The organism is Acinetobacter sp. YH12021 (assembly GCF_013420145.1).
Classification (GTDB): Bacteria; Pseudomonadota; Gammaproteobacteria; order Pseudomonadales; family Moraxellaceae; genus Acinetobacter; species Acinetobacter towneri.
This window is the reverse complement of the sequence record NZ_VOYT01000007.1, coordinates 101,807-114,968: the sequence shown is the minus strand read 5'-3', so window position 1 is coordinate 114,968 and position 13,162 is coordinate 101,807. Positions and strand designations below refer to the sequence as shown.

14 protein-coding genes and 1 pseudogene are annotated in these 13,162 nt (G+C 41.6%); 2 read left to right on the top strand and 13 right to left on the bottom strand.

Features of this window, described 5'->3' with window-relative positions; genetic code table 11:
• Positions 1-118: pseudogene (locus tag FTT91_RS08015) on the top strand (IS982 family transposase); the annotation flags it as partial.
• A gap of 147 nt (positions 119-265) precedes the next feature.
• On the opposite strand, the gene FTT91_RS08010 reads toward FTT91_RS08015, so the two are convergent.
• The 11 genes from FTT91_RS08010 to FTT91_RS07960 form a co-directional block, all read right to left on the bottom strand.
• A complete protein-coding gene (locus FTT91_RS08010; protein ID WP_004971715.1) occupies positions 266-919 on the bottom strand; it encodes a tRNA-(ms[2]io[6]A)-hydroxylase in 654 nt (217 codons plus the stop codon).
• 39 nt (positions 920-958) lie between these two features.
• Positions 959-1,684 carry a pyridoxine 5'-phosphate synthase gene (gene pdxJ / locus FTT91_RS08005; protein ID WP_180169239.1) on the bottom strand — a complete coding sequence of 242 codons (726 nt, stop codon included), beginning with the start codon at positions 1,682-1,684 and terminating at the stop codon, positions 959-961.
• An 11-nt stretch (positions 1,685-1,695) separates the two neighbouring features.
• Positions 1,696-2,409, bottom strand: a complete 714-nt coding sequence (gene recO / locus FTT91_RS08000) for a DNA repair protein RecO (RefSeq protein WP_178865723.1) — start codon at positions 2,407-2,409, stop codon at positions 1,696-1,698.
• 8 nt (positions 2,410-2,417) lie between these two features.
• Positions 2,418-2,618: an NF038104 family lipoprotein gene (locus tag FTT91_RS07995; RefSeq protein WP_019837686.1), complete on the bottom strand. Its 201-nt coding sequence runs from the start codon at positions 2,616-2,618 to the stop codon at positions 2,418-2,420.
• A 22-nt stretch (positions 2,619-2,640) separates the two neighbouring features.
• On the bottom strand, positions 2,641-3,669 hold the full coding sequence (era, locus tag FTT91_RS07990; protein WP_004971721.1) for a GTPase Era: 1,029 nt from the start codon (positions 3,667-3,669) through the stop codon (positions 2,641-2,643).
• The gene (rnc, locus tag FTT91_RS07985) at positions 3,666-4,367 is read right to left on the bottom strand and encodes a ribonuclease III (protein WP_004971722.1); all 702 of its coding nucleotides are present in this window, start codon (positions 4,365-4,367) and stop codon (positions 3,666-3,668) included. Before rnc ends, era begins: the two co-directional genes overlap by 4 nt.
• Positions 4,339-4,710, bottom strand: a complete 372-nt coding sequence (locus FTT91_RS07980; protein ID WP_180169237.1) for a DUF4845 domain-containing protein — start codon at positions 4,708-4,710, stop codon at positions 4,339-4,341. Before FTT91_RS07980 ends, rnc begins: the two co-directional genes overlap by 29 nt.
• Positions 4,711-4,734: 24 nt before the next feature.
• Entirely contained in the window at positions 4,735-5,562 is an 828-nt protein-coding gene (gene lepB, locus FTT91_RS07975; protein WP_004971724.1) for a signal peptidase I, read from the bottom strand.
• 21 nt (positions 5,563-5,583) lie between these two features.
• Complete coding sequence (gene lepA, locus FTT91_RS07970; RefSeq protein WP_004971725.1) at positions 5,584-7,401, bottom strand: translation elongation factor 4; 1,818 nt, start codon at positions 7,399-7,401, stop codon at positions 5,584-5,586.
• 318 nt (positions 7,402-7,719) lie between these two features.
• A complete protein-coding gene (locus FTT91_RS07965) occupies positions 7,720-8,166 on the bottom strand; it encodes a thioesterase family protein (RefSeq protein WP_179994617.1) in 447 nt (148 codons plus the stop codon).
• Between the two features lie 167 nt (positions 8,167-8,333).
• Positions 8,334-9,716 carry a Do family serine endopeptidase gene (locus FTT91_RS07960; protein WP_131261155.1) on the bottom strand — a complete coding sequence of 461 codons (1,383 nt, stop codon included), beginning with the start codon at positions 9,714-9,716 and terminating at the stop codon, positions 8,334-8,336.
• Positions 9,717-10,052: 336 nt separating this feature from the next.
• On the opposite strand from FTT91_RS07960, the gene nadB reads away from it, so the two are divergent.
• Positions 10,053-11,687, top strand: a complete 1,635-nt coding sequence (gene nadB / locus FTT91_RS07955; protein WP_167845907.1) for an L-aspartate oxidase — start codon at positions 10,053-10,055, stop codon at positions 11,685-11,687.
• A 338-nt stretch (positions 11,688-12,025) separates the two neighbouring features.
• Here nadB and FTT91_RS07950 read toward each other — a convergent pair whose 3' ends face one another.
• Positions 12,026-12,433: a PaaI family thioesterase gene (locus tag FTT91_RS07950; RefSeq protein ID WP_167845906.1), complete on the bottom strand. Its 408-nt coding sequence runs from the start codon at positions 12,431-12,433 to the stop codon at positions 12,026-12,028.
• Positions 12,434-12,551: 118 nt separating this feature from the next.
• Positions 12,552-13,160, bottom strand: a complete 609-nt coding sequence (gene tmk, locus FTT91_RS07945; protein WP_180169236.1) for a dTMP kinase — start codon at positions 13,158-13,160, stop codon at positions 12,552-12,554.
• Positions 13,161-13,162 lie beyond the last annotated feature (2 nt).

Below are 13,162 nucleotides of genomic sequence, written 5' to 3'. Positions count from 1 at the left end.
TAAACATCGTTCGATTGCTGGTTTTTTAGCAGGCGTATTTTCTTCACTATGTGCGTATCAACTTTGCCAAAAGAATAAGCCTAAAATTCATGTGATTAAATCTTTGGCTTATCCGTAACTGGGGTTAATGTAATTCCTAATCTTAGCCTTGATCATTTCTAAGTGACTTAGGCAACAATCCACAATCAAAATACCTAAGCAATAACTTGATTGATAAAAAAACGGAACCGAAGTTCCGTTTTCTATCTTAGATCATCTACAAGTTTTAAGCGGCTTGCACAGGCACACCACTATGAAAACGGAACAGATCATCTGGACTTAAAATAAGATTCTTTTCCACTTCACGTATATGCTGAATTCGCCCCTGAATATCTTCTTCAGGGTTTTTCAGTTTTGCTGTTTTTGCTACATCCAAAGCCAGTGCCAAATAATCTTCATAATGCCGTGATTCTGATTTCAGTAAATAACGGTAATACTTACCTAATTCTTCATCTACCAATGGCGCAAGCGCATAAAACCGCTCGCATGAACGTGCTTCTACAAAGGCACCTATCACCAAAACATCAATTAGTGCTTCAGGTTCATAGGTACGGATTTCTTTACGTAAACCGCCTGCATAACGCCCTGCACTTAAACCCTGCCACATTTGCCCACGCTTTGCCATGAACTCTAGCACCTGCTCATAATGCAGCATTTCTTCGCGTACCAACTGTGCCAGTTTGACCTGCAAATCGGTAAAAAAGCTGTAACGAAACATCAGATTCATGGCTGTGCCTGCTGCTTTTTTCTCACAGTTAGCATGATCTTGCATCAAAATATCTAAATTATTTAATGCTTCGTTCAACCATTCTTTGGGTGTTTCGCAGCCTAAAAATGCTATCACAGGCTGCATCAATTCATCATAATTTATGCTGGACATAACGTTTCAAATTTTATCTTTCAATTTTAAATATGCAGATTAACGCGCTGCATCAATCGCAGCTTTCATGCGTTTAACAGCCTGTTCCAAGCCGACAAATACAGCATCACCAATTAAAGCATGACCAATATTTAACTCATGGATGTGTTGAATAGCGGCAATTGCACCTACATTGTCCAAGTTCAAGCCATGCCCTGCATTAATCACTAAGCCACGGCTAGCTGCATATTCTACGCCCTGAACAATACGGGTCAATTCGGCTTGCTGTGCAGCTTCATTTTCTGCATTGGCATACGCGCCTGTATGAATTTCAATGGTCGGTGCACCACATGCAACGGCCGCATCAATTTGTGCAAGATCTGCATCAATAAACAGTGACACATCACAGCCAATTGCTGTTAATTCCTGAGTAGCGGCCTTAACTGCTGCAAAATTGCCTACTACATCCAAACCACCTTCAGTGGTTACTTCTTCACGGCGCTCAGGTACCAAACATACATGCTGTGGACGAATTTCTTTGGCAAACTCGATCATTTCTTCAGTAACTGCCATTTCCAAATTCATACGAGTTTTTAGCAACGGACGCATACGACGCACATCATCATCCTGAATATGACGACGGTCTTCACGCAAATGCAAAGTAATCCCCTCTGCACCCGCCTGTTCACAAACTACTGCGGCCTTCACAGGGTCTGGATAGTTCGTGCCACGCGCTTGTCTTAAAGTTGCCACATGGTCAATATTGACACCGAGTAAAGCCATAATAGGTTCCTACATTACGCTTGGGTTTGAGAATTCTGAATCCACAATTGGCGACTTTTTAAAGGTCGATCACCCAACAGTGAACTAATCATTTGTCGATACAGCCGAGACAGTAATTGTAACTGCTCTGGGTTAAAATCCCTACCTTTTTCATAGTCGCACATACTGAGGATCTGTGTACCGACTAAGTTAGCCCGTGATGCTTGTGCGGTAGGGATAAAACCATCATTCAGTTGAAAATGATAATGTAGATTGGGCTGAATTGGCTCTTGGTTCGCATCGACTGAAAAATCAATCGCATAGCCTAATTCTTCCAATAATGCATGTTCAAACTGACGTAAAATTTGTCTTAAGAATAGATTGGGATTTTCCTGACTAGATAAGTGTTGTAAATGCGCCAAAGTCTGGTGATATTGCACAAAAGTTTCTGGCATTTCCACTTCGGCAGAACATAAGCGCAGCACGATTTCATTTAAATAAAAGCCTGAAAAAAATGCATCACCAAAGAAGAAAACCGGTTGATTGACAATTTCCAGCTTGGTGAAATTTTTAAGGTCTGATTTTCCCGAAGCTTGTATGCGAATCGGTTGATATTGTGGCGGTGGCATTTGTCTTAAAATACCATCAACCCGCCCATGTTCGCGGGTAAACAAGTGCACAATATGGCTACGTTCGCGGTATTTTCGATGATGGATTAAATAACCATGCAAGATTTCATTACGCATGATAGCGTCAATTAATCCTGTTCTTTAGAGGATTCTTGTTTGGATTTTTCTTCGTCATCACCATCTGGAATGACAGCACCAACTACAGCAGCAGTGCCTTTCACCACACCCTTTGTAGTTTTGTAGGCAACTTTTACGGGAACTGTCACAACTTTGTGAATACAACCTTGCAAGACAAACATACATGCCACAATGGCCAACACTTTCATCATCACAGTTCCCTTTTCGTCAAACTTAGATATCGCTATATCCTAAGCTTTTTAATGCACGTTCATCATCAGACCAACCACCTTTGACTTTCACCCAAAGCGTCAGCATGATTTTTTGCTCGAACATTTTTTCCATGTCGACCCGTGCATCCATACCAATTTTTTTCAGCTTCGCGCCTTTTTCACCAATCACAATGGCTTTTTGACCAGAGCGATCTACAAAAATAGTGGCATCAATATAGGTACATGGTGCTTTCATACGACCCGTTTTTTCATTTAAAACCGCATCTTCAGTTTTAAATGATTCGATTTGCACGGTTAAATCGTAAGGCAGTTCTTCGCCCAATTGGCGCATGATCTTTTCACGGATAATTTCAGATGCCAAGAAACGTTCTGAACGGTCTGTGATTTGATCTAGCGAATACAACGGTGGCTGGAATGGCAAATAGCGTTCAATCGTGTCACGCAAATGATCTAGGTTCGCGCCGCGCAATGCCGATACAGGTACAATTTCGGCAAAGTTCATTAACTTGGCACGTTCTTGAATAATCGGCAAAGCCTGATTTTTATTCTCAAAAGTGTCGAGTTTGTTAATCACCAGAATCACTGGCATTTCTGCATTTTTCAGCTTTTCTAGGACTAACTCATCATTTTGCGTCCATTTTTGTGCATCCACCACAAACAAAACCAAATTCACATCGCGCAAAGCAGACGATGCAGCACGGTTCATCATTTTGTTGATGGCACGGACTTCTTTTTTATGCATCCCTGGTGTGTCTACAAACACAGCCTGAGATTTTTCACGTGAATCAATTCCCACAATTTTGTGACGTGTGGTTTGTGGCTTACGTGAAGTAATGGATAGTTTTTGACCTAACAAATGGTTCATGAGGGTTGATTTACCCACATTCGGGCGACCAACAATCGCAACAAAACCACTGCGGAAATCAGATGGAATTTCAGTTCCCTGACCGCTAAAGAATTGGTTAATTAGGTCATTGGCGTCGTTATTCGACTCGTGATCAGCATCTACGTGATCGGAATGGATGGTCATTCAGACTTTTGCTCCAAGAATTTTAAAATATCTGCCGCAACTGCCTGCTCGGCAAAGCGACGGCTTGAACCTTCACCCTTCATTACAGGCAAACTATCGACTCGGCATTCCACAATGAAATGCTGATTCGGTGCATCGCCCTGAATATCTACAACCTCGTAAACCGGGAGAGGTTTTTTACGTGCTTGTAAATACTCTTGTAAGCGTGATTTAGGGTCTTTGAGTTGATCGGTTGGCTCAATATGATCTAAATAAGGGCTGTACCATTTTAGCACAATCGTTTGCAGCAAATTCAAATCACCGCTATCGACATAAATAGCGCCAATAATCGCTTCTACGGTATCTGCCAGTATAGACTCACGATGATGACCGCCAGATTTCAATTCACCTGTACTGAGAATTAAATTTTGGCTGAGCTTTAAATCATTGGCGATTTTGCCTAAGGCTTCCTGACGTACCAGTGTTGCCCGCATGCGCGTTAAACGCCCTTCATTTTCATGTGGATAAGCCACATATAAATAATTGGCAACAATCATTCCCAACAACGAATCGCCTAGAAATTCCAGACGTTCGTAATTGTGTTTATGACTCACCGAGCGGTGAGTCAAAGCCAATTTAAGCAATTCAGGTTGCTTAAACTGATAACCGATTCGGCTGGCTAGACGGGTCTCATTTAGCTTGGACTGAGCTTTGATCAAAACTTTTCTCGAACTTCATTACAATATCAATATTCAATAAGAAAGGTTTTCTTATTTCATATTCTTTTTTCACTTCTAAACCATCGACGTTAGTCACTTGAGCCACATCTGCAAATTTAATATCGCGAATGTTGTTCATGCTTAAACGCTTGTCCATTTCACCAATAAACTGTTGTGGTGATAGATTTTTTGGCCCATTTAACAATTGTTCTTCAATTTGATTGTCCAACATTCGATCATCGAAATATGGTCCCCAAACCGCAATTGCCACTTTTGCCATAAATGCAAAACCAATAATTGCAATTAAAATTGCAATATAGGATGCCCCTTGTTGATGACGCATTTTTTATTTTCCTAATCTGCTGTATTAATCAATTTTGCCGTTACGACTAAATGACGGCAAATTAAACCCAGGCTCTTTATGCATCCACACATAGAATGCACGACCTGTTAGGTTTTCCTCTGGTACAAAACCCCAAAAACGACTGTCAGCACTTTGATCGCGGTTATCCCCCATCGCGAAGTAATGACCTTCAGGTACTTTGACTTCCCAATATAAACCATTTTCTGCTGAATATTTACCATTGTCTACATAGTTCAGGAATGGTGCCTGACGCGCCACGTTTACACCTTCAAGCTCGCGCATGGTAAATGTATGCGCCCCTAAAGTTTCCTGATGGTAAATTGAAGTAGGTGTATCTAGACTGTCTTTTTCACGGCTAAACTGGATTGGAGTTTTCGTTACTTTCTCGCCATTAATGCTCAGCTGACCATGATCATAAACAATATGATCGCCTGGTAAACCGACAATACGCTTAATATAACTAATGCTTGGTTGTGGTGGATAACGGAACACCGCAACTTCGCCACGCTCAGGCGAACCCACATCTATAATTTTGCTGTTAATAATTGGCAAACGCACGCCATATTCAAACTTGTTCACCAAAATAAAATCGCCCGTTTCTAAGGTTGGCACCATAGAATCTGACGGAATATTAAATGGTTCATACAGGAATGAACGCAGTACCATCACCACTGCCAAAACAGGCCAAAAATCATAAGCCCATGTGATAATGAAGTTTTCATTGCCTCGCCCTTTCGTTGCTCTTTGCTTAAATACAAATTTATCGAGCAGCCACACCGCAATAAAAAATAATGTGGCAGGAACGAGAATCAAATTAAAATCAAAATCCATGGGTTTATTATCCTTATAATTTTAGCGTTCGACTTTAAGTACAGCTAAGAAAGCTTCTTGCGGGATTTCAACACTTCCCACTTGCTTCATACGTTTCTTACCTTCTTTTTGCTTGGCAAGTAGTTTCTTTTTACGAGAAACGTCACCGCCATAACACTTCGCAAGTACGTTTTTACGCATCGCTTTCACGGTTGAACGCGCAATAATTTGCGCACCAATCGCAGCCTGAATAGCCACATCAAACATTTGACGCGGAATCAAGTCTTTCATTTTTTCAACCAAGGCAATACCACGGTGACGTGCATCTTGACGGTGGCAAATCATAGCTAAGGCATCGACTTTTTCACCGTTAATCAGTACATCGACTTTAACCAAAGATGAGCTTTCAAAACGGACAAAGTTATAATCTAACGATGCAAAACCACGTGAACATGACTTCAATTTATCAAAGAAGTCCATCACGACTTCTGCCATCGGAATTTCAAAAGTAATGGACACTTGGTTACCCAAGAATTTCATGTCTTTTTGCACACCACGACGCTCAATACATAGGGTCATGACGTTACCCAAGTATTCTTGCGGCACTAAAATATGACATTCCGCAATCGGTTCACGTAAATCTTCTACAGTTGAACCATCAGGCATTTTAGATGGACTGTCGATATACACCGTTTCGCCATTTTTCATCACGGCTTCATAAATAACCGTTGGTGCCGATGAAATTAGGTCTAAATCGTACTCACGCTCTAAACGCTCTTGTACGATTTCCATGTGCAACATGCCCAAGAAACCACAACGGAAACCAAAGCCTAAAGCATCTGAACTTTCAGGTTCAAAGAACAAAGCTGAGTCGTTAATTTGTAGTTTGTGCAAGGCTTCACGGAACGGTTCAAAGTCGCTGGCATCAATTGGGAATAAACCTGCATAAACCTGCGGCTTAACTTTTTTAAAGCCTGGTAAGGTTTCTACTTCTGGTGTAGTTGCGAGTGTGATGGTATCACCCACTGGCGCACCAAAAATATCTTTAATACCCGCAATAACAAAGCCAACTTCACCTGCTTCCAAAATACCTGTTTCGGTATGTTTTGGATTAAAAATACCAACTGAGGTAATAATGTGCGTTTGACCTGTCGATTTCATCAACATTTTATCGCCTTTACGCACGCGACCTTGCTTGATACGTACCAGCGACACAACACCCAAATAGTTATCAAACCATGAGTCAATAATTAAGGCTTGCAATGGCGCATCACGATCACCTTGTGGTGCAGGAATGACATTCACCAAGGTTTCTAATACATTGTCGATGCCTAAACCTGTTTTAGCCGAACAGGTGGGTGCATCTTGCGCTTCGATACCAATAATTTCTTCAATTTCATGAATCACGCGCTCAGGTTCTGCCTGCGGTAAATCAATTTTATTCAGTACAGGTAAAACTTCTAAGCCTTGCTCAATTGCGGTATAGCAGTTTGCAACTGATTGCGCTTCTACCCCTTGTGCCGCATCGACTACCAATAGCGCACCTTCACAAGCTGCCAAAGAACGTGATACTTCATAGGAAAAGTCAACGTGTCCTGGGGTGTCAATGAAGTTTAACTGGTATTCCTGACCATTTGGATGGTTGTAGTATAAAGTCACTGAGGTGGCTTTAATGGTAATCCCACGCTCACGCTCAAGCTCCATAGAATCCAACACCTGAGCTTGCATCTCACGATCTTGTAAACCACCACAGGTTTGAATGAAACGATCTGCTAGAGTCGATTTACCATGGTCAATATGGGCAATGATCGAAAAGTTACGGATGTTTTTAATATCAACAGTTTTTTTAGCTTGCGCCATGGGTTACCTTGAAAAATAACACGCTCTGCACCTCAAAATTCATGCAGAGCAAAAGCCGAATAGAAATTGCGAAGGATTATAGCAGATGGATTTTTCAATGTATCCATAATAATGACTTCCTTTTGCAGCCTCACGCGTTTTTCTTTTTATTCGAGAGTTTCAGGCTTTTTATGCAGAGATGTGTGTCGTAATTAAAGTGAAAATTGAAAGCCACATCATGCTGTTTGAAACGGGCAAACACCCTCTTTGACAACATCTAGAGCAATAACATGCGGCAACTTTCAATGACGCTACACTTGGTGCTTCAATTCCTCTTAATTAATCATACTCACTAAAATCCAACGGATTCACATCAGCAGCAAGGGGTTGATAGGCTTGCGTAAATGTCGGTGACATGCGTTTTGGACGACCTGTAGCAATTTCCACACAAGCCCATTGTGTATTGCCCATAAACAGCAGACTTTTATCTTGAGGGCGATAAAACGCATATTGGCGGAATGAATACAACGCATTCAAATCACTTAACCATGTACGCAAAATCAGCTCCTCACCTTCGAGTGCCGCTTTACGATATTGCACATGATGTTCCACCGCCACCATCGCATGTTTTAGTTTTAAGTATTCCTGCACACCTAAGCCTAATGTTTTGATATGTGCCGATGCTACATCCTGCATCCACTGCACATACACCACATTATTGACATGCCCTAAAATATCAATATGTTCTGGCTGTACGGTGATTTTTAAATCAAATATGCTGCTCATGTCATCCTTTTAACTAAAACGGCGATGTCGGTCTAGTCTAACAAAAATACCGAGTTACATAAAAAAAGTCGCTCCAGTTCAAGAGCGACTTTCTTAAAATAAGTGACTATCTAAAGTTTAGCAATATGCTAAATTTAGTTAGATTTACGATTTTATGCCACTTCAACTTATTGAATACGCATGCCAATAATCGCACGTTGCCCTTGGCGAATAATCACCACACGCGCAATTGTACCTTGTTTCAAGGTAGATACTGTTTCAACAAATTGGTTGGCATTTTGGATGGTGGTGTTATTCAGTTGCACAATCACATCACCTGGCATAATACGTGCCTGAGCTGCCGAACCACCACGACGCACTTCCTGAATCAGCACACCGCCTTTAATATCTAATTGGCGTTGTTCTGCAACGCTTAAATCACGAATCGACACCCCTAAAACAGGGCCTTTGGCTGCGGTATCAGGGTTGTTTTTGGCAGGCGTGTCGTCAGGTGCTGTGCTCACCGTAGCGGTAATATTACGGCGTTTATCATCGCGTAATACTTCAAGCTGAATACTTTGATTTGGCACTGAACGGTTTAAATAGTTCAACAATTCAGACGTTCTGGAAATAGGTGTGCCGTTGTATTTAAGAATCACATCGCCCGCGCGCAAACCTGCACGTGCCGCAGGTGAGTTTGGTGCAACTTGAGTAATTAATGAACCTTCAGGCTTACTGAGTTTATAAGATTCTGCCAAATTGCGGTCAATATCTTGCAAACTCACCCCTAAATAAGAACGAGTCACTTTACCGTTACGCTTTAACTGATCGGCAACATCCATGGCAACATCAATAGGAATGGAGAATGACAAGCCCATATAACCACCCGTACCACTAAAAATACGGGAGTTCACACCAACCACTTCACCGCGCTGGTTAAATAACGGCCCGCCTGAGTTACCCGGGTTAAGCGCCACATCGGTCTGAATAAATGGCACTGAAGTTTCACCCATCATATTACGCATTTTGGCACTCACGATTCCTGCCGATGCAGAATAGTCAAAGCCAAATGGTGAACCAATCGCAAGTACAGGCTCACCTACACGTAATTGATCGACATTGCCTGTACGCAGTTCTGGATAACTGCTGCCCTGCACTTTTAATAACGCGACATCGGTACGTTCATCACTACCCACGACAGTTGCATCAAGTTCACGGCGGTCATTCAGTACAATGGTAACTTTAGAAGCATCTTCAACAACGTGGTGATTGGTTAAAAGGTATCCATCTTTACTGATAAAAAAGGCACTGCCGTAACCTGTTTTTTCTTGTGGAATTTGCTGTTGAGGAATAATCACTTGATTGCCAAAAAAACGGCGTAAAATTTCTGGAACTTGTTGTTGTAAGAGTTCTTCCTGACTCATTTTTTTGACAACATTGACACTCACCACCGCAGGACTAACCTGCTCAACCAAATTAGAAAAGTCTACTGGTGGTGCTGCTTGAGTCTGCACAGTTGCCATAGTAAAAACAGCCGCATATAAACCTTTTTTTAAGTTGCGATTTTTCATAAATAGCATTCACTCAATAATAATTATGACTTTGAACTCACCTTGTTTAGCACAAAATAATAGGCTTTTGGGTAATAAAATGTTGAATCTTTTTCAATTACGGTTTGGCAGGCACTGTGGAGGATAGCTGAGATAGTATCTCGTATTTACCCCATCAAAAATTACGCATCAAAGTGCTATAAATGAAATGAAAAGCGTGGAATCGAATCACAATAAAAGTGGGATATTCCATAAAAGTTGCCAGTTTATTCTTTTTTTTCATTATTCAAATCCACTTCGCACTTGCCTTTTTCTGTAAAAAGGGGTGTCATTATCCAACTTTTTTCAAATTAGCTGATGGACATGCCTAATTTAAACACAACACATCAATTTGATGTGATTATTGTGGGAAGTGGTGGTGCAGGTTTGAGTTTAGCGCTCTCATTACCCCAGCATTTCAATATTGCCGTTTTGGCGAAATCTACCCTCACTGAAGCCAGCACCTTCTATGCGCAAGGCGGTGTCGCGGCAGTGCTTGATGAAACAGATTCAATTGAACAACACATAGATGACACTATGATTGCAGGTGCGCATTTATGTGAAATGGATGCCGTCAAGCAAACCGTAGAAGGCGGCAAACCTTCGGTAGATTTTCTGCTGAAACAAGGTGTGCAATTTACTTTAGATGAACAAGAACAGTTGCACTTAACCCGTGAAGGCGGTCACTCACAGCGACGTATCATTCACGCTGCCGATGCAACGGGACGCGCAATTTCGACCACTTTGGTACAACGTGCCCAAGAACAGCAAAACATCACCATTTTTGAAAATTATATTGCGATTGACCTAATTACCTCGCAAAAATTAGGTTTAAATGAAAGCAATCGCACTTTAGGCTTATATGCACTAGATGAAAAAACACAAAAAGTGCATAGCTTCCTTGCACCATTTACCGCACTTGCCTGCGGTGGTGCAATGAAAGCCTATCTGTATACATCTAACCCAGACATTGCCACAGGTGATGGTATGGCGATGGCATACCGTGCGGGTTGCCGTGTGGCAAATATGGAATTTAACCAATTCCATCCGACCTGTTTGTATCATCCTCAAGCACGTTCGTTTTTAATTACTGAAGCCATGCGTGGTGAAGGTGCATATTTGCGTTTACCCGATGGTGAGCGTTTTATGCTGCGTTTTGATGAGCGTGCAGAATTGGCGCCACGCGACATTGTAGCACGTGCGATTGACTATGAAATCAAACGCTTAGGTATTCGTCATGTGTGGTTAGACATCACCCATAAACCTGCAGAATTTGTGAAAGAACACTTCCCAACGCTGTATGCACGTTTACTGGAATTGGGCATTGATATCACTACCGATATGATTCCTGTTGTACCTGCTGCCCACTACACTTGTGGCGGAGTAATGGTGGATGAACATAGCCAAACCGATATTGCTGGTTTATATGCGATTGGTGAAACTTCTTATACAGGTTTACATGGTGCTAACCGTATGGCAAGTAACTCTCTTTTAGAATGTTTTGTCTATGGAATGGCTGCCGCCAAACATATTGAAGCCCATTACACTGCAGATTATAGCTCGCCTGAAGTTCCTGCTTGGGATGATTCGCAAGTGACGAATCCTGACGAAGATGTGGTGATTTTACAAAACTGGGATGAGCTACGTGCAACCATGTGGAACTATGTCGGCATTGTACGCACCACCAAGCGTTTAGAGCGTGCCTTGCACCGCATTGAAATGCTGAAACGTGAAATCACCGAGTATTATCAGGACTATCAAGTCAGTAAAAACTTAATTGAACTGCGTAATTTGGTTTTAGTTTCGGAAATGATTGTGCGCTGTGCCATGCAACGTAAGGAATCACGCGGTTTACACTTCACGCTAGATTATCCTGAACTTGCGCCTGAATTGCGTAAAACTGTGCTTATTCCACCAAACTTCCAAGTGGAAACCCCATTGGTGAATGAATAAAGTCGGTTGAATAGCGGTGATTGAAAGTTTGATATTTTCAATCATCGTTATTTTTATTTTGCAGTTATCTATTTCGTTTTACTTCTCTTTTTTGACCATCATTTCTACAAAAGTTTCCTGAACATCCCCTGCACTTTTATAAAAATAATATCTCGTTGATCATTTTTAAGCTGCCAAATATTAGTTTTGCTTAGGCTATTTTTCAATTCAATGGCATGGATGAAAACGATCAATGACAAAATAAGAATAAAAGATCAACCAAATTTACTTAGGCGATTGAACTGTAAACTTTAAGCGAAATGTTGATCTATTATTTTTCATATTGTAGCTTTAAACACTTACACTTGTGGAATCGAATACGTCCCTGTGACATGCGCCACGGCATCATCTACACCTTCGGAATATACCCAAACCTCACCGACCACGAGGTTTTTCCCTACTTTCATTAAGCGACATTCACCACGTAAATTACGCCCTGCTGCGGGCTTGCGTAAAAAGTTGATGTTTAAATTACTGGTCACCGCCAAAGCCACCAAACCCAACTCCCCTAAAATGGCGATATAAAGTGCATAGTCTGCAACAGTCATCATAGTCGGCCCTGATACCGTACCACCTGGGCGTAAATCACGTTCATCGATGTGATAATTCACCAATGCCCCACGTGGGGTGATGGACACAATTTCACATTTTTCCAAACTTTGCGGAAACTCAACTTTTAAAAATTCAATAATTTCGTCTTTGGTCATATTTACTATTCGCTATTATTTAAATAAAAAAATCTTCTAAAGCATTTCCACTATAGAAGATTTTTCCATTCAATCAAATGCATAACCATGACCCATTGGCTTGTTATACCTTTGTTTGTTATGCCTTAGCTTGCAAATAGTGCATCGCCTGTGCAAATACTTGATCGGGGCTTTGTGTTGCATCTAAGCGCTTCACTCGCTCAGGGTATCGCTCCCACAAAGTTTGATAGCCACCTCTTACCTTCTCAAAGAAAGTTGCTTTCTCTTGTTCAAAACGATCAAGTTCACCACGTGCCCGTGCACGGGTCATACCCAGTTCAATCGGTGCATCGAGCCAAAAAGTTAAGTCAGGCATACGTGCGACAAAGTTATTATTTAAAGTCATCAACTTGCTTTCACTTAAACCACGTCCCGCACATTGATAAGCAAAACTGGCATCGCTAAAACGGTCACATAGTACAGTTTTTCCTGCAGCCATTGCTGGTAAAATCACCTGATCTAAATGCTGAGCACGCGCTGCATACATCAACAATAACTCAGTGTCTGAACACATTTTTTCTTCATGGTTGACCGCGAGTAACAAAGCACGAATTTGCTCTGCCATAGGGGTTCCACCTGGCTCACGGGTTAAAACCACCTCTTGACCTTGTGCAGTAAAATAATCATGAATACGGCGAATGAGTGTCGTTTTGCCTACCCCTTCGGTGCCTTCAAAACTGATAAACATGC

Coding starts and splice junctions, on each gene's coding strand:
- FTT91_RS08010 (WP_004971715.1), bottom strand. CDS start 919: ATGTCCAGCATAAATTATGATGAATTGATGCAGCCTGTGATAGCATTT.
- FTT91_RS07995 (WP_019837686.1), bottom strand. CDS start 2,618: ATGATGAAAGTGTTGGCCATTGTGGCATGTATGTTTGTCTTGCAAGGT.
- era (WP_004971721.1), bottom strand. CDS start 3,669: ATGACCATCCATTCCGATCACGTAGATGCTGATCACGAGTCGAATAAC.
- FTT91_RS07980 (WP_180169237.1), bottom strand. CDS start 4,710: ATGCGTCATCAACAAGGGGCATCCTATATTGCAATTTTAATTGCAATT.
- lepB (WP_004971724.1), bottom strand. CDS start 5,562: ATGGATTTTGATTTTAATTTGATTCTCGTTCCTGCCACATTATTTTTT.
- lepA (WP_004971725.1), bottom strand. CDS start 7,401: ATGGCGCAAGCTAAAAAAACTGTTGATATTAAAAACATCCGTAACTTT.
- FTT91_RS07965 (WP_179994617.1), bottom strand. CDS start 8,166: ATGAGCAGCATATTTGATTTAAAAATCACCGTACAGCCAGAACATATT.
- FTT91_RS07960 (WP_131261155.1), bottom strand. CDS start 9,716: ATGAAAAATCGCAACTTAAAAAAAGGTTTATATGCGGCTGTTTTTACT.
- nadB (WP_167845907.1), top strand. CDS start 10,053: ATGGACATGCCTAATTTAAACACAACACATCAATTTGATGTGATTATT.
- FTT91_RS07950 (WP_167845906.1), bottom strand. CDS start 12,433: ATGACCAAAGACGAAATTATTGAATTTTTAAAAGTTGAGTTTCCGCAA.
- tmk (WP_180169236.1), bottom strand. CDS start 13,160: ATGTTTATCAGTTTTGAAGGCACCGAAGGGGTAGGCAAAACGACACTC.